The sequence below is a fragment of the Nostoc sp. DSM 114161 genome (assembly GCF_052692665.1).
The window spans coordinates 1,618,712-1,639,009 of record NZ_CP195141.1; the positions used below are offsets into that span (position 1 = coordinate 1,618,712).

Below are 20,298 nucleotides of genomic sequence, written 5' to 3' on the forward strand. Positions count from 1 at the left end.
ACTGTATTGATTGATAACTATTGTTCAAATAAATTCTCAGAAAGTAATAGTGGATGTAACTCAACTAGTCAAAATTTCAATTATTCTCTTGCTGGTGGCTACAGGTGTAGCTTTGCTATCTCGGCAGTTACGAATTCCTTATGTCACTGGTTTAGTATTGGCAGGTTTACCAATCACTGAATTATTGTCTCGTCCCCTTGGTTTAAATCCAACCCTTGTTTTAAATCTTTTCCTGCCAATTCTCATATTTGAAGCTGGTATTAATACAGATGTCAGCCGCCTACGCAGCACTTTTAAACCAATTGCCCTGCTAGCCGGGCCTGGGGCTGTGCTTTCCAGTGGTATTATTGCCGTTCTCTTGAAATTTGGGCTGGGGCTAAGTTGGATACCTGCCTTATTTGTCGGAGTAATTTTGGCAAACACTGATACAGTTTCCATGATTGCCGTCTTTAAGGAAATACCAGTACCCCCTCGGCTTTCCACAATTGTGGAAGGAGAAACCTTATTTAATGATGCCGCTGCTCTAGTTGCCTTCAATCTAATATCGCAAGTATATTCCACAGGTTCGCTCACTTTACTAGAGGGAATTCAACAACTGTTATTTATTTCTTTAGGAGGCTGCGTTGTCGGATTAGTTTTGGGGTACTTAAGCATACCTGTATTCGCTCGTTTAGACGATCCCCTCAGCAGTCTTTTGCTAACAGTTGCAGTTGCCTTAGGAACTTTTCAAGTCGGGCAATCTTTGGGTGTATCTGGTGCCGTAGCCGTAGTTGTAGCTGGATTAATTTTTGGCAATTTAGGACTTCGCAATACTTCTGCTTCTAGTCGCATCACATTGTTGAGTTTTTGGGAATATGCCAGTTTTACCGTTAATACCTTTATTTTTCTATTAATTGGTGTCGAAATAAACCTGCTAACGCTTTGGAAAACCTTACCTGCAATCATATTTGCAGTTTTAGCTTATCAAGTCGGGCGACTTCTTACAGTCTATCCACTATTAGCAGGAATTCGTTGGTTTGACCGCCCAATTCCCGTGCGCTGGCAACATTTACTGTTTTTAGGAAATATTAAAGGTTCGCTTTCAATGGCTTTAGCTTTGAGCCTACCTACCACACTACCGGGGCGAGAAATCCTCATTGCTTTAGTATTTGGCAGTGTGTTGGTGTCATTAGTGGGACAGGGTTTGAGTTTGCCTTGGGTAGTCAAACGCTTAAAATTATCTCAATTTTCACAAGTTCAGCAACAGGTTGAAGAATTGCAAGCCGAGTTGATGACAAGCAAATCTGCACAAGACGAATTAGATAGCCTCTTGAAATCAGGAGTGTTGCCAAAAGCTGTCTATGAAGAAATGCGTTCGGCTTATCAGGTGCGAATTGCCAAAGCCGAAAAAGCAGTGCGAGAACTTTATAATCGGCGTCCTGAGGAGTTGGAAGGCAAAAATGGCGAACTCAGTAAACTTGATGCCATCCGCCGCCGTTTACTCCTGGCAGAAAAAGGAGCGCTCAATGAGGCATTACGAAAGCGAATTCTTTCAGAAGAAATTGTGCAAGAGCGAATGAGAATTATTGATGAACAATTACTAACACTTGAGGATGATTAATTGATTTTTGGCTATGGTACATAGGGCATAATTCTTTGAAAAACTAGTTTTCTAAATCATGAACAAAATCAAAAATTATCAGATTTTGCAACAAATTTATGAAAGTGAGAATTCGTTAGTATATCGAGCTATTCTTAAGTCCGATCGTCAACCAATTATCTTGAAGATTCTCAAAGAAAACTATCCTAAGACCTCAGAACTAAACCGTTATAAACAAGAATATGAAATTACGCGTTCAATTAATGCCGACGGGATTATTAAAGCCTATGGATTAGAACGATATCAAAATAGTTTAGTAATGTTTTTGGAAGATTTTGGCGGTAGCTCCTTAAAAATCTTAAGATCGCAGCGGCAGTTTGTATTAGAAGAGTTTCTGACTATTGCCGTGAAAATAACTGAGAGTTTAGCTGCTATTCACGACGCTAATATTATTCACAAAGATATTAATCCCTCAAATATTGTCTACAATCCAGAAACTAGGCAGTTAAAAATTATTGACTTTGGCATTTCTACTCGTTTATCACGAGAAAATCAGACGATTCGCAACCCAAATCAATTAGAAGGAACTTTAGCTTATATCGCTCCAGAGCAAACCGGTCGAATGAATCGGGGAATAGATTATCGCAGTGATTTTTATTCTTTGGGCGTCACATTCTATCAGCTATTGACGAATCAGTTACCTTTTGAAGCAACTGACCCAATGGAGTTAGTCCATTGCCACATCGCACAACAAGCTGATGCACCTCACCAGCGAATTCCTTCGATTCCTGTGATGGTTTCTAAGATTGTGATGAAATTATTAAACAAAATTCAAGAGGAACGATATCAAAGTACTAGGGGATTAAAAGCTGATTTAGAAAACTGTCTTTATCAGTTACAAACTTTAGGAAAAATTAAATACTTTTCTTTGGGGCGTCAGGATATTTCCGAAAAATTTCAGATTTCCCAAAAACTTTACGGTCGAGAACAGGAAATCTCTCAACTCTTAGCTAGCTTTGAGCGAGTCAGCCAAGGTACTAATGAGATAATACTAGTTTCTGGTTATTCGGGTATTGGCAAATCTGCCTTAGTCAATGAAATTCACAAACCTATTACACACAGACGAGGATATTTCATTCATGGCAAATTTGAGCAGTTACAGCGAGATATTCCCTACGGCGCAATTACCCAAGCTTTTTGTGACTTAATTCGTCAACTCCTGAGTGAATCTGAAATAACCTTACAAACTTGGAAAGAAAAAATTTTAGAAGCTTTAGGAAATAACGGCCAAATTATTATTGATGTAATTCCTGACCTGGAAAAGATTATTGGGAAACAGCCACCTATTGAGCAACTAGGAGTAACTGAAGCACAAAATCGTTTAAACTTATTTTTTGAGATATTTATTAACATTTTTTGCCAAAAAGAACATCCATTAGCTATCTTTCTTGATGATTTACAGTGGGCGGATTTAGCATCTTTAAATTTAATTGAGCTATTAATAACCAACACTGACAGCCAATATTTATTGATAATCGGAGCATATCGAAATAATGAAGTTAGTCCTACCCACCCTTTAATGCACACCTTAGAGCAAATTCAAAAGGCAGAAGCTAGAGTAAACCAAATAATGCTTCAACCTTTGGGGATTAAGGATATCAATCAATTAATTGCTGATACTCTAAATTGCTCAATCAAAAATGTAACCTCTCTGGCTAAATTAATAAATCAAAAAACTGGTGGTAATTCTTTTTTTGTAACGCAATTACTCCAAACATTATACAAAGAAAAACTGTTAGTTTTTAATGCTCCTCAGTTTGCTATTACCAAGGTAGAAAGTAAAGCGATATTTTGGCAATGGGATATTCAGAAAATCGAAATAGTAGGAATAACTGATAATGTAGTTGAGTTAATGGTCGATAAAATTGAGAAACTTGATGAAGCCACACAGAAAGTTTTAAAATTAGCCGCTTGTATAGGAAACCAATTTAATTTAGAAATTCTTTCACTTGTTAATAGAAAATCTCAAACAGATACCTCTCAAGAATTACAGCCAGCACTCAAGGAAGGATTGATTATTCCCTTAAATGATGACTATAAACTCCCCTTGCTATGGAGTCAGGAGGAAATGTCAACTGATACTTCTGAAATTTCCTCTGCTTTCATCCCCAAATATCCAAAACCTATTCCTTATAAATTTTTACACGACCGAGTTCAACAAGCCGCTTATAGTCTTATTGAAGAAGAACATAAAAAAATAGTTCATCTACAGATAGGTCGTCTTCTATTAAATAATTTCCCAGAAGATAATTTAGAAGAAAATATTTTTAATATTGTCAATCAGCTTAATGAAGGTGCAGAATTAGTTACCGAACAACTAGAAAGAGAGCAGTTAGCTAAATTAAATCTTCAAGCAGCTAAAAAGTCTAAGGCATCCACAGCTTACGAACCTGCTCTGAAATATTTAGAAACTGGATTAAAATTTTTAGCATCCAATAGCTGGGAAGAACAGTATAAATTGACGTGGGAATTACATATAGAAACTTTGGAGATGCTTTATTTAAATACTAAATTTGAACGATTTGAAAGACTATCTCAAATAGTTCTAGAACGAAGCAAGGGAATTCTCCAACGAGCCAAAATAAATCGAATAAAAATCCTATATTATTCTACCATTTTTCAAACAGATAAAGCGATAAATATTGCGCTAACAACTTTGTTAGAACTGGGAATAAGTATATCCGAACAAACTGGCGATCTAGAGAAGAAGATTGAACAACAGCAAGATTTTATAAAATTAGCTTTGCAGGGAAAGAATATTGAAGATTTAGCTAACTTACCTGTGATGAAGGAAGAGTCGAAAATAGCAGCTACACTAATATTACAACAAATTATTTCAGCTACACATACGACTAATTTTTCCCTATTTATTGAGGTCATACTAACTCAGCTTAATTTCTGCATTCAATATGGAAATCCACCTCATGCAGCTTATATTTATACTACTTATGGAATGCTTTTATGTAGCATAAAAAAAGATATTAATGATGGATATAAGTTTGGTAAACTTGGTCTAAATATACTCAAAAAAATTAATAATCCCAAGCTAGAAGCGTTTGTTACACAAATGTATTACGGCCAAATATGGCACTGGAAAGAGCCTTTAACAGATATTATTGCACGTAATAAATTAGTACATGGGTTTAAGATAGGTCTAGATACTGGAGAAAATGAGTTTGCTTCTTATGCCGCTATAAATTATTGCTTGATAAAGTTTTTATGCGGACATAGTTTAGAAGAGGTTGAGCGAGATTACCAAAAATATTCTAAGTCGCTCAAAATATTAAAACACCAATTTGCTATTTATTCCATAGAAATACTTCATAGACTAGCAATTAACTTATTAAAAATAGATTTAAAAATAAATAATCCAAACAAGTTATTTATTGGCAATTCTCAAGCGGAAGAGGAAGAATATCTACAAATTTGGCTGCAAAATAATAGTGAATGGTTAATCTTTTTTGTATATTTTGCAAGAACAGTTTATTTTTATTTTTTAAAAGATTATAGTAGTGCTTTTGTTAACGGAATTAGTGCTGAAAAATTTGTCAAAGCTTCTAGCTCATATTTAACAGCTCCGCAACATAATTTTTATTCGTCTCTTTCCTATCTTGCTCATTATAATAGTTGTGATATCGACCAGCAACAAAAATTAATTGAACGAGTAGAAGAAAATCAAGAAATTATGAAAAAATGGGCTAATCATTGCCCAGAAAATTTTCAACATAAATATGCTTTAGTGGAAGCTGAAAAAGCGCGATCGCTAAAACAAAATTGGCAAGCTGAAGAACTTTACGAACAAGCTATTCAAGGTGCAAAAAAATATCGGTTCATTCATGAAGAAGCTATAGCTTACGAACGTGCAGCCGAATTTTATCTTGCGAATGGTAGAGAAGAAATTGGTCAATTTTACCTAAAAAATGCTCATTTTTGTTATGTCCAATGGGGAGCAACAGCCAAAGTTAAAAACCTGGAAACTGAATATCCCCAATTATTGGTAAATGTTAACAGCCAAACAGGGGATAAAGACATCATTAGTACTATCTCTACAAGTAATAATGATAGTAAAAAGCTTGATTTGATAACTGTTGTCAAAGCCTCACAAACCATAGCTAGTGAAATCGCTCTTGATAAATTGCTAACAAAGCTAATGAAAATCTGTATTGAAAATGCAGGCGCTCAAAGAGGTTTTTTGATACTTGAAAAGGCAGCAAATTGGGTTATTGAAGCTGAAGGAGCAATGGATGACGATAATGTTACCGTTTTACAATCTATCGCCATAGATACTGTAGATACTGTTCGCCATTTACCTCTTCTCTCAACTGCAATTGTTAACTATGTTGCCCATAGCCAGGAAAATGTGGTTTTAGATGATGCAGAATATGAGGGGCAATTTATCACCGATCCTTACGTTACTGTTGTACAACCAAAATCGATTCTTTGCATTCCTCTACTTCATAAAGGTAAATCAAGCGGCATTTTATATTTAGAAAATAATTTAATCACACACGCATTTACTCCAGAGCGCATTGAAATCTTAAAAATCCTTTCTGCTCAAGCTGCCATATCTATTGAAAATTCCCGTTTATACGAACAATTAGAAGATTACAACCGCACTTTAGAACAAAAAGTTGAAGAACGAAATCAAGAATTGTTAAAAACGCTAGAAGAACTCAAAATTACTCAAGAAAAGCTCAAATTTGAAAACGACCTACTTAAAAGTTCAGAACAACTTTCTACCTATGATTATCAAATTGGTGGTAGTTTGCCAATGGATGCTCCCACATACGTAGTGCGTTCTGCTGACCGTGACTTTTATCAAGCACTCAGGCATAGTGAATTCTGTTACATACTAAATGCCAGACAGATGGGTAAATCAAGTTTGATGGTACGCATGATGCATTATCTCCAGCAAGAAGGATTTAGTTGTACGGCAATTGATTTAACGCGTATTGGTAGTGACAACATTACCCCTGCTCAATGGTACTTGGGGTTAGCAGTGGAATTATGGCAAAATTTTGATTTGTTAGACAAAGTAAATCTTCCAATTTGGTGGAATGAGTACAAAGATTTGTCACCCACCCAAAAATTGAGCCAATTTATTGAAAATATTTTACTCAAGCAAGTTCGGAGTGAAAAAATTTATATATTTGTCGATGAAATTGATAGTGTCTTAGGTTTAAACTTCTCTGTTAATGACTTTTTTGCTTTGGTACGCTTCTGTTACAACCAGCGTAGTATCAACTTAGAATATCAGCGTTTAACTTTTGCTTTCTTTGGCGTAGCAACACCCTCAGATTTAATCTCAGACCACAAGCGAACGCCATTTAATATTGGTCAACCAATTCAACTAGAGGGTTTCAAAGAAGATGAAGTCTATCCTTTAGGGGAAGGATTAAAAGAAAAAGTTAGCGACGCGATCGCCATTCGCAAAGTCATCAGAGAAGTATTACACTGGACTAACGGACAACCTTTTCTCACTCAAAAGCTCTGTAAGCTCATTCGTAACTCTTCATCTGTGATTCCAGCAAACACTGAAGCCGAGTGGATAAAAAATTTGGTAATAACAAATGTAATAGAAAATTGGGAATCCCAGGATGAGCCGGAGCATTTAAGAACGATTCGCGATCGCATTCTCAATAGCGATTTACAACTTAACAAACTCCTAGAGCTTTACCGACAAATTTTACACCAAGGAGAAATACTTTCCGTTGATAGTCCAGAAGAAAAAGAATTACTTTTATCAGGACTAATTATTAAACAACAAGGTTCTCTAAAAGTCCAAAACCGTATTTACCAATTAATATTCAATGGAGATTGGATTGAGCGCCATATTCAGCAGTGCTGAGTGAAGAGTTAGGAATTTTCCCCTCTGCACCTCTGCACCTCTGCCCCTCTGCCCATCATGTCTACGCGTCAACCTGAATCATAATTTTATGGGTCGCCCGGGATTCGAACCCGGAACTAATCGGTTAAAAGCCGAGTACTCTACCGTTGAGTTAGCGACCCTTGCGTTCAATTCGCAACTTTGCCATCATAGCACAGACATCTATAGATTTGTAAAGGGGTTTAGAAAAAATTTGCTGTCAACCGTACAGATGCTGTGTAGCTACCGCCTGGGTCTAATATGGTTAGATATTCGCCAGTGTTTAGGGAGTTGCGAGGAGCGCTCCACGGTTCTAGACAGTAGAAGTCTTTGCCTTTGACCGTCCAAAATACCAAAATGGGATATTCATCGCCATAATCTAAAGTCAGCTTTAGCTTGCGGTTCTTGTCCGTCACACTTGCTGATTTACTAGTTAGCTGCTTGAAGGCAACATCAATTTCATCCTGGTTGAAGTCAAAATTGCCGTTGAAGGGGTGTATTTCTTTGGTTCTTTGGTCTTGATATTCCTGAGAGGGAATTTCAAACTCTAGCCCGTTTTTATCATGGGTCAGAAAATATGGGTGAAATCCCGAAGAAAAGGGCAGGGATGCGGATGAAAGATTTTGATATTGCTGGCGAATTTCTAAGGTATTACCTTGGAGTTCGTAAGTGAAAGTTACCTGAAACTCAAAAGGATAAACAGCCCGTGTTTGCTCGTTACTGTTGAGGACGAGGGTGAGACTAACTTTATCTTGAGTTACTTGGTCGGTTACTTGCCAAGGTAAATCACGGGCAAAGCCATGTTGTTTGAGAGTGTATTGTTTGCCGTCGTGGGTGTAAACGTTATCCGGTAAATTGCCACAGATAGGAAACAAAATCGGATTTCCGCCCCTGACGCTTAAATCGGGATTTGCAAAGCGTTCGGCGTCCAGATAGAAAATTTCTTGCCCCTGTATCCGCCAACGCGTAATAATTCCACCGCGTTCTGGGACAACTTCCAGTTGAGAACCAGCGGTTTCATCTGAAAGGATGTAAGTTTTGTACTGTTGCTGTTGAACTGCAATGGTAAACACGGGTTTTAGTCCTAATGGGGAGTGGGGAGTGGGGAGATAGGGAGATAGGGAGATGGGGAGAATAACTCTTAACTCTTGTAAAGACAAAGGTTAATCGCGTCTCTACTCAGTCCCTATTCCCTATTCCCTACTCCCTACTCCCCCAAAATTACTCGTCTTCTGCAAAAACGAAACGATACAATTCGCTGGGATCTGGTTCGGGGCTGCTTTCGGCGAATTTCACTGCTTCGTCGATTAGTTCTTGAATTTTGCGGTCGATGCCTTTGATTTCTTCCTCACTGGCCAGGTTTTGCTCTAGCAAATGAGCTGCTAACTTTTTAATTGGGTCGCGGGCAAACCAAAATTCTTTCTCAGTTTTGCTACGTAGTTCGTCGGGGTCTGCTAAGGAATGACCGCGGAAACGGTAGGTCAGCGCTTCAATTAATGTCGGGCCTTCTCCAGCACGAGCGCGGGCTACGGCTTCTTGGGCAACAGCACGGACAGCTAACACGTCCATACCGTCTACTTCTACGCCCGCCATATTAAATACGCTGGCTTTTTTGTAAATCTCTGGTTGGGAAGTTGCGCGATCGTGAGCCATACCAATTGCCCACTTATTATTTTCTACCACAAACAGAATCGGCAGTTTCCAGAGAGCGGCCATGTTTAACGTCTCGAAAAACTGACCGTTGTTGGCTGCACCGTCGCCAAAAAAGCAAGCTGTCACTTGGTCGGCGCTTTCGTCTTTTAGCACTTCGCGGCGATATTTGCTTTGAAAAGCGGCTCCGGCTGCAACGGGAATTCCTTCTGCCACAAACGCATAGCCACCTAGTAAGCGATGTTCGGCAGAAAACATGTGCATAGAACCACCGCGCCCTTTACTGCAACCTGTGGCTTTGCCAAATAACTCTGCCATGACTTCTTTTGCTGGTACTCCCGCACTCAAAGCGTGAACGTGGTCGCGGTAGGTACTGCAAACGTAATCTTCACCCGGCCGCATCGCTTGGATAACGCCAGTGGAAACGGCTTCTTGACCGTTATACAAATGGACAAAACCAAACATTTTGCCCCGATAATACATTTCAGCGCATTTGTCCTCAAATAAGCGCCCTAATACCATGTCTTCATATAACCGTAACCCTTCTTCTTTAGTAATGCGGCTAGTGGCAGCATTAAATGTGGGTAAAGTACGCTCTTGAACCATTATTTTCCAGTATCCCTGTTCTACAAATTAAAGTTACGGTCTTAAATAAGTTGGTCTGATAACGTCTGAGACTATAACAGGCTAACGTTAAGAGTCAACAGTCAAACTTTATTTATGCACCAAAAAAGGACTTTAGGGAATAGGTGGATTTTTAATTTTTGGAAAAGTCGATAGTGTCGGTTTGGATACCGCTCAACTTTCCCAAGCGAAATTTTAACTTTTGCGCCCATAACCCTATGGGGATGTAACTTAAAATACGACATCTGGTGTTTGGGCTTTTTTTGTCTTACCATTCCCCTTGATAGGCTACCAATCAAGATAGACTTGTTTCTGCATACCCACTAACAATTTAAAAAAAATGAGGCAAAAGTTTCTATACCTAAATGGGTAATTGTAATTAAAGGTTAAATATGATATGATTTTCGTCTCTAGTTATCAGGGTCAAACCTCCAAAAGTAGTAGTTTATTAACTGTATACTCCGGAAAGTCCCGAAAAAATCTATATACTTCTGTAACCAAAACATTTATACCGTGACAACAGCGGTAATAGTGGTTTATGGTATCAAAGGTTGTATTAAACAAAAAATACTAAGAATTAAGACAAAAAGCTGAAGCTTTCTAGGCGAAGGCGAAAAATTAGTACTAAAATGTGACTCAAAATTTCGGGAAGGTACAAAACAAGTAGTTGCAATATACACTTGTAGAGTAGATTCTACACGGCATTATTATGGCACGGTTTTACTGGCCTGGAACGCTCTAGGTGAATTATGTCGATCGCGGTGCAGGGGAAGTGGACTGTGCGAATTCCGCTAGATTACTACCGAATTTTAGGACTACCGTTAGCGGCAAGTGACGAACAATTGCGGCAAGCATACAGCGATCGCATTGTACAATTGCCAAGACGTGAGTATTCTCAAGCAGCAATTTCTTCTCGTAAACAACTTATAGAAGAAGCTTACGTGGTTTTATCAGATCCAAAACAACGCAGTACTTACGATCACCTTTATCTCGCCCACGCCTATGACCCTGATAACGTTGCTGCCGGCACGGTAGCAGGAGAAAATCCCAAAGAAAGCCACAAAAGGAGTATTGACGCCCAAAATTTGGGCATCGATGTTTCTCAAGATGAATTAGTTGGCGCTTTGTTGATTTTGCAAGAATTAGGGGAATACGAAATCGTACTGAAACTAGGTCGTCCGTACCTAGTGAATAAAAACAGTGTTTCCGGTAACAATAAAGGCAATAATTTAGCAGACGAAGAAATACAAGAAAGTCCCGAACGTCCCGATGTCGTTCTCACTGTTGCCCTTGCTTGTTTAGAACTAGGACGCGAACAGTGGCAGCAAGGTCACTACGAAAATGCTGCTGTATCCTTAGAAACTGGTGAGGAATTGCTAGTTCGGGAAGGGTTATTTACCAGCGTACAGGCAGAAATTGAGGCAGATCTCTATAAATTGCGCCCGTATCGAATTTTAGAGTTATTGGCACTACCCCAAGAAAAAACTGCCGAACGACGCCAGGGTCTGGAATTATTGCAAAATCTTTTAGAAGATCGTGGCGGCATTGATGGCACAAATAGCGATCGCTCTGGTTTAAACATAGATGATTTTCTGCGTTTTATCCAGCAAATTCGCAACCACCTAACAGTCGCAGAACAACACAAATTATTTGAAGCCGAAAGTAAACGTCCTTCTGCTGTTGCCATTTACTTGGCTGTTTATGCTTTGATAGCCAGAGGATTTGCTCAACGACAACCGGCTTTAATTCGGCAAGCAAGGCAGATGCTAGCGCGTCTAGGCAATCGCCAAGATGTACATTTAGAACAGTCGCTATGTGCATTACTCTTGGGACAAACCGAAGAAGCAACTCGTGTTTTAGAACTTAGTCAAGAGTATGAAGCTTTAGTTTTTATTCGGGAAAAATCTCAAGACTCTCCAGATTTGCTGCCAGGGTTGTGTTTGTATACAGAACAGTGGTTGCAACACGAAGTATTTCCCCATTTTCGAGATTTGGCAAATCAGCAAGCTTCTCTTAAAGAGTACTTTGCTAACCCACAGGTGCAAGGTTATTTAGAAGCATTGCCAAGCGATGCCCAAACAACTAATGAATCTGGTGTAATTAATCCGCAGCTTTTTCAACAGCCACAGGCAAATAATCCACGTTTTCCTAACAATTCAACTGGGACTTTTCGACAGTTCGATCGCAATCCAACACCCGACCCAAATATACCAGAAACACCAACACAACAAAGACCCGAATATTCAAATATCTCCCCACCGAGATGGAATTCATCTGAAAGTGCCAAACCAGAAGTAACTGCTGCACCGCCTCCTACTGCTGAACGCATGACCAGACCTAATAATCAGCATTGGAATGGTTCGGGTAGGACTAATACACCGAGTCAAAACCAAAAGCGTAGGCGAAGAAAACCTACTCAACCTGTTAGCCGAGAACGTATACCTGATAATCGTCCTCGTCCTCGTCCGCGACGACGGCGGCGAACTTTTGCTAACACTATAGAAGGGAAAACACGGCTGGTGTGGAGAGTGTTTATTTCCCTAGTGGTTATATTAGTTTTCTGGGTGTTAGCTACAACAGCTTTTGGATGGATAAAAAACCTATTTTTTCCCACAGCACCTAAGCCTGATTTACAGTTATTTGTACAGATAAATCAACCACCTGTATTTATTCCTGAAGTAAAGAAGCCAGAATTAGCAGAAGGTACTTTGACAAATGCAACAGCACAGGAAATAATTCAAACTTGGCTGTCTACCAAAGCCGCAGCTTTAGGGCCTAACCATCAAATTAATAATTTAGACCAGATTTTAGCTGGTTCAGCTTTGTCTCAATGGCGGTTGATTGCTCAACAAGAGCGCTCAGATAACCGGTATCGCAAGTACAATCATAGCCTCAAGATTGAATCTGTAGAAAAACCTGATTTATTTAGCGATCGCGCCGCAGTGGAAGCTACAGTCAAAGAAGCCACACATTTATATGAAAACGGTCAGTTTCAAGGTTCTTCTAATGATAATTTGCGAGTTCGATACGATCTAGTTCGATACGGAACTAAATGGCGTATTCAGAGTATATCGGTTGTCGATCAAATTAGTTGGAATTTTTAGTTAATATCTATGAAAAGGCAAATATTAAATTAATTAATCATCTCCACTGTTAAAGCACAAGTCAACAAATGGTGTAAATACCATAGTCTTATATTTCCAATTAAGTGATTTTGTGCCTGCTTTTGTTTTATCATTTATTTTCACAAAAGAGTTGTGCTTTTGGTACGCGAACCGAAACTTATATACACCTGGTTGAAGATTGTTAAAAATCCAAAAGCCGCCATCTCCAGCAGCGATTTGTAAGCTCAATACATCGAGTTTCAACCAAAATAGCTTTGCATCTGGAAAGCATCTTATGCTCTCTCCTGGCATAGCTAATGGATAATCAGATTCTCTAGGTGCTTGAAGCAATCGACAAAAGTAACTTCTTTGTAGCGTTTGGCCATTGGCTCCTATAAGTTCGGGAACCAAAGTGGCAAAGAAATCGAAGCGAAAGGGGGTTTGAGTTTTATTAGTAACCTCCATTCCAATTTGCAAAGAAACCTCTGCTTCACGCTTTTTCTCTGGTATTATCAAAGATTGTGCCGCTACAGTTTCAAACTGAATACCATCTACTTCCACTGCATTAGTTTCAGTCTTTATAGGTTGAACTAAGTAGATATTCAAGAAAGAAGTTGCTAACTGACTCGACTTTGTTTCTTGTGTAATTCTGAGTTTCCTTATGTTTGAGCCACTTCTATTTTTATTAGCAGGTAAATAAATAAACCGAAGCTGATAATTTTCTGTAGGAACTACATTAAATAAGCAATATTTAGTATGCGTTATAAAACGAAACTGAGCGACATAAAACTTAAATATAAGCTGGTTATTATGCCAAAACATGCTTATATTTATATCGATAGCTCTAGTACTTCCTGCTTCTACTAACAAATAATCGCTTCGTTTAAATAACTTGGTAAAATTTGCTAACAAACGTGTTAATTTTAATCTTAAGCTTTGAGAAGAAAGTTTATTTGTTTGAACGCTGACAGCAGACTCATTTTTTGCAAAAAATTCTTGCAGGATTTCTTTGCCTGTTGTCATAAGTTCTGGAATAATAGTTTCAACAGGGTTGAAATAAAACGATTTTTTTGTGTTGTTTGTAATATAAATATCGCTTTGCACCGAACTAACAGTACGAGACATCTTTTCAGGGATAGGTAACACTATTAGGTCTGGCTGCCAGATTTGCATAGAGTTATTATCAAAATCAAAAGCGTTATCGCGGTTTGATTCAAAAGATGTCATATTAGCTATCCTGTGAATTTCTAATTATTTATATAAAGGCTAGAATTCAAAAATCATCAAGTCTTGTTTTAATTAACCAACCAAAATTCTACCAAGGGTGTAGTAACTTTACCTGCCCAAAGGTTTTCTATAACTATAGGAAGAAACAATTTATTCAATTCAGATTGTGTTGAGTTTCTATAAGTAAAGCTAATTCTATAATTTCCTAAACTAAGATTGTGAAAATACCAATAGCCACCGATATTATCCTGTCCTTGCATTACAAGTTCATTATTGTGTAAGTACCAACGTAATTCACCATCTACAAAGCTAGTCAAGCTTTCTCCAGGTAGAACTATAAAAAAATGGGACTCGTCAAGTCCAACAGTTGCGTTTGCGTGATAAATTCGCTTTAACAATTTTTCCTGACTGTTTCTAACTTCTGGCTTCAATCCAAATAACTTGAAACTATATGGGTTAGATGAAAAATTAGTGATACGCAAACCAAACTGTACAAAAGTTGTTAGATTTTCTTTTTTGAGAGGAATAATTAATCTTTGCTGTGGTACAAGTGTTTCAAAACGAACATGATTCACTTGAACAGCATTTATTCTATTTGATTCAAAAGATGTCATGGCAATTAGATGGTTATTCCCCAGAACTTTCTAACACCTCTAACAAACTCTTCAACATCAAATAAGTAGAAGTTCCTCCCGGATCTTGATGTCCTACACTCCTTTCTCCCAAATAACTAGCCCGTCCTTTTTTCGCCTGCATTGGTATAGTTTCCTCCAACCCTTTTTGGGCAGCCACTACAGCCTGTTGCATAGCTTCCACAGTACCTTGATTTTCTTCTACAGCTTGCCGAAAAGCTGCCACAGCCGGAGATAAGACATCTACCATTGTCTTGTCTCCCAGTTGGGCTTTCCCACGTTGCAGCACGCCGTCTAAACCCGCTTGCAGTAGCTCTAACATATCTTTTTCTGTTAGTTGCTGCTTAAGAACTACTACTGCACTGGCTCGCAAAAACCAAGTGCCGTAAAGAGGGCCGCTAGCACCGCCAATAGAGGAAATCAAGGTCATACTCACGGTTTTGAGAATGCTACCAATGTCCTTGTCTGCAACATTGGGTAACTGAGCGATCGCTTTTTTAAATCCACGATCCATATTTATCCCGTGATCAGCATCTCCGATCGCTGCATCTAATTCTGTTAAATATGTTTTATTCTGCTCTATTTCCGATGCAAATGCTTGCAACCATTGTAATATCTGCGCCTGAGTAACCATATTAAATTCCCCAACGCCAACTCGGCGTTTTTACTGGTGCGTCCCATAACTTGATGATTTCATCATCTACTTTCAATAAAGTAATGGAACAACCTTGCATTTCGAGAGATGTAATATAAGAGCCAATCAAATTTCGTACAATCTGCAATCCTTGTTGGTGGCAGATTTCGGCAAGTTTGCGGTAAACAAGATACAATTCCGAAACTGGAGTTCCACCCATACCATTGACAAAAGCTAACAAGCGATCGCCTTTTACAAGTGGTGGGTCGATGAGTTCCACATCAACCCATTTTCCCTTGTCTTCATCCCATTCGCGCACTGTGCGAGTGTATGCTGTATCTTCAATGAGCGATCGCGTCAAAATTTCGGTAATCTCGTCTGCTGATTTTATACTTGTGCGTTTTATTCCTGGCTCACCGTGAATACCGATACCTAATTCGATTTCGCCATCGCTCAGTTCAAATGTCGGCGTTCCTTTGGCTGGTGTCGTACAGGATGTCAGAGCAATTCCCATACTCCGCCCATGCAAATTTACCCGACGACACAAATTTGCTATTTGTGCTAAATCATACCCTTCTTCGGCAGCTGCACCGCAAATTTTTTCCGCCAGTACTGTTGTTCCGACACCGCGTCGTCCTTGGGTATACAAACTGTCCTTGACTGCCACATCGTCATCAATCAAAATATTTAGCGATCGGATGCCCTCAGCACGCACTAATTCCGTTGCCATTTCAAAGTTCATCACATCGCCACTATAATTTTTGACGATATAAAGAATACCAGCCCCTGCATCTACTTGTTTGGCTGCTTCTAGCATTTGGTCGGGGGTAGGTGAAGTGAAAACTTCCCCAGGACAAGCTGCATCGAGCATTCCTCTACCCACAAAGCCAGCGTGCATCGGTTCGTGACCGCTACCTCCACCAGAAATAATTGCTACTTTTCCCTTAACGGGTGCATCAGCTCGATAGACAAAAGCAGGGTCATAGTTGACTTTAATTAAATCAGAATGAGCGACTGCCATACCTTCTAGACTTTCGCGTACAAAGTCTTCTGGCTTGTTGATCAGCTTTTTCATGGTTTGGTCACTTCTGACAAACAGTATTTGAAATCAGTCAACAGTTAACATTCCCCAGAGCGTATGCTGCGATCGTAAACAAATTACCCAACGGATGAAACTGACAACTGATAATCAAGATACACGATTGCAGACCATTTAAACTTGATATGGAATTTTTCAGATTTATTTTAGTTTTTGCAACTTTATGAGACTCGAAATCCAACAGATTGCAAAAAAGTGAGCTACAGATAATCGTAGGGGCACAACATGTTGTGCCCCTACCCGTACACTTTATTAGCCACCTACAATTTCGCCAAATCAAATTACTTTGGAGAAAACTTTCATCTCCTAAGATTTAGTCATTAGCTGTTGATTGTGGTTTGCTGACGCCATGCAGTTTAATAAAACTATCAAAGGCATACCACGCCAATACATACCAGGGAATAATTTCAAATTGCAAACCCTTAGCTAGTAACTGTCTCACAGCAAGGATACTCAGCCCTAAGGGAAAAATAACCCGCAAGTCAATTTCGCCTTTCGTTGCGAGTTCGACTTTTTTATTTAAGTTAAAAACTGCATTTGTAATGCCTACTGCTGCTTCAGAGTTACCCTCAGTAATATCGGCGAAAATAACTCCTAAATCTGTGAGTGTGCCAATTACATTTTTCAGTGTATCATCTTTGCCATCGTGTTCGATCGCAATACTACCATGATGAATATTAGTCCGCACTTTATTAATGTAAGGTTGCGCTGCGAGTGCATTAGCAATGCGTTGCATTTGCCCGTTTTGACGATGGGGTAGAGCAACTCTCAAGCGTAGCCGTCCTGGAGTATTGCTGACAATTTTTGTAGATATTCGTTTGGAAAAATTGCTGAAAGCTTTTTGCTCAATAATTTTGGGCATCTCGGTCAGATTACCATGACTATTTGTCAACACACAACTGCCGTCCTGATTTGGAGTTGGATTTTAAATAAGGGAGTGGGGAGTGGGGGCAGGGGAGCAGGGGAGCAGGGGGGCAGGGGAGAAGTTAGAGTAATTCTTTCCCCTTGTCTCCTTGTCTCCTTGTCCCCTTGTCCCATGCCTAATTCCCCTTTTTGAGTGTTTTAGGCACCATTATCTGAGGTGTTGTCAACGGGGCTACTCGCAGCTTCAAATACTGGAGTTTGCTTGTCTTCAGCTAGTTCTGCCCTAGCTTCAGCGACAATATCTTCCCAGCTTTCACCAAGTTCTGCAATGGCTCCTCTGCTTTTTTCGTAGGCAGCAAGTCCGCCTTTGATTACGGATTTGGCTATGGGTTTACCAATTCCAGCAACGAGGGGAATTAGGACGGGAGCCAGGATAACTGCGCCAATTCCAGCTACAATTCCTACAGGGCCAGCATCTTCAATGAAATCGGTAATTTTAGGTGCCATAGTTAAAATTCCTCCTGTTAAGTTGAAAAATTGTTGTAAAGCGTTCTAGGATACTCTTCTTAAAAGAGTTGGATCATCTTGCAGATGGTAGAGCTTTTTTTGGTGAAGGTTTGAGAATTGGACGCAAACCATTGACGCCTGCAACTACTGTTGAGCCGTTGTTGACTACTGTTGCCGCTAAGGGGTTAAGACCAAAGAACACGGCAACAAACATCGCTGCAATGTTAGGAAGGGCAACAATACTGGTGTTTTGATGAATTAGTTGCTTGGCTTTACGAGCGATCGCGATCGCTTCTAATAAACCATGCAAGTCATTTTGCATTAACACCACGTCTGCCGTTTCCCGCGCAATTTCCGAACCATTAGCGAAGGATACTGAAACATCAGCGTAGGCTAAAGCTGGCGAATCGTTGATTCCATCCCCTACAAATGCAACTGTTTTACCTTGTTCGTGTAGTTGGCGGACAACTGTCGCTTTTTGTTCCGGAAAAGCTTCGGCGTGGGTATGCTTTGGCGCGATCCCCAGTTGAGCAGCTACAGCATTAGCTGTTCGCTTGTTATCTCCGGTGAGCATGTGAACTTCTACGCCATCAACTGTCAATAACTGGGTAATTACTTCCTGACTTTCAGGACGCAGAATATCACTGTAGACTATTCTACCCTGAAGTTGATTGTTACTAGCGACGTAAATCAGTGAGTCTCCTGGGTGATGCCCATTGAGAAGTTCCATGTCTATGCCTTGCTGACGCAAAAAGCGATCGCTACCAACGTAAACAGTCTCGCCGTCAATCTCGGCTTGTACGCCTAAACCCAATTGATAGTCCCACTTGCTACGGTTGGGGATCGCTACTTGTTGTGCTTCGGCATAGCGAATCACTGCTTCAGCTACGGGGTGCGTCAGCCGTTGTTCAGCCGCAGCAGCTAGTTCCAATACCCGCAAGTCTGAAGTTGCAGCATTCAGACTCTCGACTCTGACAACTGACACTTCACCTTTTGTAAGAGTGCCCGTCTTATCAAACACAACTGTATCAACTGCTGCTAGTTGTTCTAATGCCCGACCGCTACGAATCAGGATGCCGTGCTTGGCTGCATAAGTCAGTGCTGCCAAAACTGTTGTCGGAATTGATACCCTAATTCCCGTGCATAAATCTAGGGTAAGGACGCTAGCTACCCTTGCAGGATTGCGAGTTGCGGCAAATACCCCCACACCAAGCAACAAAGTTGGCACAACAGCTTTTTCGGCAACTTTGATGGCATAGTTTTCCATGCGGGTATCATGGACTGGTGCTTCTTGCATTAACTTGATGCTTTGTCCGGCACGGGTATCATTACCTACCCATTCCGCCAAGATATAAATTCGACCTTCACGCATCAAGGTTGAGGCAAAAACTGGCTGTCCTTTTCTTTTTAAGACGGGCATTGATTCGCCGGTGAGTTTCTGCTCGTCTAGCAAGGCTTTACCCCGGAGGATAGTACCATCAACTGGCACCTGTTCCCCAGGATAGACAATAACTGTATCGCCGCGTTGTACATCTTGAATCGGGATTTGTTCTTTGACTCCGTTGCGTTCAACCCAGACGAATTGCCCTAAGGAACTGAGTAAATCTAGAGTTTGCAATTTAGAAGAACGGGCAGTACGATCGCGGATGTTTTCACCGATTTCAATTAAACTCAACATCAACGATGGCGTGAGAAATTGACCTTGGACGGTGGTAATTGCGATCGCCAGAAAATCCAAAAAGTCAATGTTCAATTTGCGTTGCTTGACGATTCCTCCTACTGCCCTTTGGAAGACCGGTAAGGTTGCTAGGGCAATGGTTCCCGCCACTATGAGAGGGGGGATCGGTAGTCCTAACGGCCCTCCTAGCACAGCCAAACCGGTAGCCATAGCCGAAAATTGCATCCCAGGCCAGGGATTCTCTGCATCCTCTGTTGGTTGGGTAGCTAATGAATTGTTAGCTTTGGGCACAACTATCCCGATGTCATTGGCTGCGCCAATCAGATAACTCAAACGCGATCGCACTTTCGCATCTGCAACTGAACTCGATTGATAATTCACAACTAACGCCGCCGCCGCTGGTTTGATTCGGACGTTACTAAAGACGGGATCGGCTTCTACTAAAGCTAAAAGACGTTGAGCATAGTCGGCATCGTAACGTAATCGAGGCACGCGCAACCTCATCCTTCCCCGTATTTGATGAACAACACTGTAGGTAATTTGAGCAGTATGTCTGCGGGAATGTCCATTTTTCTCCGGCAGAGAAATGCCATTGTTTTGCACTAAAGGAATTATTTGACTCTGTTTGTCTATAATTTCCTGAGATTTTTGAATTCGTAGGGATGGTGGTTTAACTGTGACTTGTGCCATTCGTTATATCTTGTATAAATTTACAAACTTGTTTAATGCGATGAACAAGTAGTGGCTGACTTGTGAGCGTTCAGATCCCCTTAA

Annotated in this window: 12 protein-coding genes and 1 tRNA gene; 3 read left to right on the plus strand and 10 right to left on the minus strand. The window is 40.1% G+C overall.

The window, feature by feature from the left end:
- Window positions 1-49 precede the first annotated feature (49 nt).
- Complete coding sequence (locus NSTC745_RS06890; RefSeq protein WP_445636487.1) at window positions 50-1,600, plus strand: cation:proton antiporter; 1,551 nt, start codon at window positions 50-52, stop codon at window positions 1,598-1,600.
- Between the two features lie 58 nt (window positions 1,601-1,658).
- Window positions 1,659-7,487 carry an AAA family ATPase gene (locus tag NSTC745_RS06895; RefSeq protein WP_445636488.1) on the plus strand — a complete coding sequence of 1,943 codons (5,829 nt, stop codon included), beginning with the start codon at window positions 1,659-1,661 and terminating at the stop codon, window positions 7,485-7,487.
- 89 nt (window positions 7,488-7,576) lie between these two features.
- Here NSTC745_RS06895 and NSTC745_RS06900 read toward each other — a convergent pair.
- The 3 genes from NSTC745_RS06900 to pdhA form a co-directional block, all read right to left on the minus strand.
- Window positions 7,577-7,648, minus strand: a tRNA-Lys gene (locus NSTC745_RS06900).
- A 60-nt stretch (window positions 7,649-7,708) separates the two neighbouring features.
- Complete coding sequence (locus NSTC745_RS06905) at window positions 7,709-8,578, minus strand: aldose epimerase family protein (protein WP_445638549.1); 870 nt, start codon at window positions 8,576-8,578, stop codon at window positions 7,709-7,711.
- A 148-nt stretch (window positions 8,579-8,726) separates the two neighbouring features.
- Window positions 8,727-9,761: a pyruvate dehydrogenase (acetyl-transferring) E1 component subunit alpha gene (gene pdhA / locus NSTC745_RS06910; protein ID WP_445636489.1), complete on the minus strand. Its 1,035-nt coding sequence runs from the start codon at window positions 9,759-9,761 to the stop codon at window positions 8,727-8,729.
- Between the two features lie 797 nt (window positions 9,762-10,558).
- On the opposite strand from pdhA, the gene NSTC745_RS06915 reads away from it, so the two are divergent.
- Window positions 10,559-12,883: an IMS domain-containing protein gene (locus NSTC745_RS06915; RefSeq protein ID WP_445636490.1), complete on the plus strand. Its 2,325-nt coding sequence runs from the start codon at window positions 10,559-10,561 to the stop codon at window positions 12,881-12,883.
- Between the two features lie 33 nt (window positions 12,884-12,916).
- Here the strand turns inward: NSTC745_RS06915 and NSTC745_RS06920 are convergent, their stop codons facing one another.
- The 7 genes from NSTC745_RS06920 to NSTC745_RS06950 form a co-directional block, all read right to left on the minus strand.
- A complete protein-coding gene (locus NSTC745_RS06920) occupies window positions 12,917-14,110 on the minus strand; it encodes a hypothetical protein (protein WP_445636491.1) in 1,194 nt (397 codons plus the stop codon).
- Between the two features lie 68 nt (window positions 14,111-14,178).
- On the minus strand, window positions 14,179-14,724 hold the full coding sequence (locus tag NSTC745_RS06925) for a hypothetical protein (RefSeq protein ID WP_445636492.1): 546 nt from the start codon (window positions 14,722-14,724) through the stop codon (window positions 14,179-14,181).
- Between the two features lie 13 nt (window positions 14,725-14,737).
- Window positions 14,738-15,376 (minus strand): dihydroxyacetone kinase subunit DhaL, encoded by a 639-nt coding sequence (gene dhaL / locus NSTC745_RS06930; RefSeq protein WP_445636493.1) that lies wholly within the window; start codon window positions 15,374-15,376, stop codon window positions 14,738-14,740.
- 1 nt (window position 15,377) lies between these two features.
- A complete protein-coding gene (dhaK, locus tag NSTC745_RS06935) occupies window positions 15,378-16,451 on the minus strand; it encodes a dihydroxyacetone kinase subunit DhaK (protein ID WP_445636494.1) in 1,074 nt (357 codons plus the stop codon).
- Between the two features lie 337 nt (window positions 16,452-16,788).
- The gene (locus tag NSTC745_RS06940) at window positions 16,789-17,370 is read right to left on the minus strand and encodes an HMA2 domain-containing protein (protein WP_445636495.1); all 582 of its coding nucleotides are present in this window, start codon (window positions 17,368-17,370) and stop codon (window positions 16,789-16,791) included.
- 167 nt (window positions 17,371-17,537) lie between these two features.
- On the minus strand, window positions 17,538-17,846 hold the full coding sequence (locus NSTC745_RS06945; protein ID WP_445636496.1) for a DUF5132 domain-containing protein: 309 nt from the start codon (window positions 17,844-17,846) through the stop codon (window positions 17,538-17,540).
- Between the two features lie 73 nt (window positions 17,847-17,919).
- On the minus strand, window positions 17,920-20,214 hold the full coding sequence (locus NSTC745_RS06950; RefSeq protein ID WP_445636497.1) for a heavy metal translocating P-type ATPase: 2,295 nt from the start codon (window positions 20,212-20,214) through the stop codon (window positions 17,920-17,922).
- Window positions 20,215-20,298 lie beyond the last annotated feature (84 nt).

Excerpts from the sequence above, each read along its gene's own strand:
- NSTC745_RS06920 (WP_445636491.1), bottom strand. The coding sequence starts at position 14,110 with ATGACATCTTTTGAATCAAACCGCGATAACGCTTTTGATTTTGATAAT.
- NSTC745_RS06895 (WP_445636488.1), top strand. The coding sequence starts at position 1,659 with ATGAACAAAATCAAAAATTATCAGATTTTGCAACAAATTTATGAAAGT.
- pdhA (WP_445636489.1), bottom strand. The coding sequence starts at position 9,761 with ATGGTTCAAGAGCGTACTTTACCCACATTTAATGCTGCCACTAGCCGC.
- dhaL (WP_445636493.1), bottom strand. The coding sequence starts at position 15,376 with ATGGTTACTCAGGCGCAGATATTACAATGGTTGCAAGCATTTGCATCG.
- NSTC745_RS06950 (WP_445636497.1), bottom strand. The coding sequence starts at position 20,214 with ATGGCACAAGTCACAGTTAAACCACCATCCCTACGAATTCAAAAATCT.
- NSTC745_RS06945 (WP_445636496.1), bottom strand. The coding sequence starts at position 17,846 with ATGGCACCTAAAATTACCGATTTCATTGAAGATGCTGGCCCTGTAGGA.
- NSTC745_RS06925 (WP_445636492.1), bottom strand. The coding sequence starts at position 14,724 with ATGACATCTTTTGAATCAAATAGAATAAATGCTGTTCAAGTGAATCAT.
- dhaK (WP_445636494.1), bottom strand. The coding sequence starts at position 16,451 with ATGAAAAAGCTGATCAACAAGCCAGAAGACTTTGTACGCGAAAGTCTA.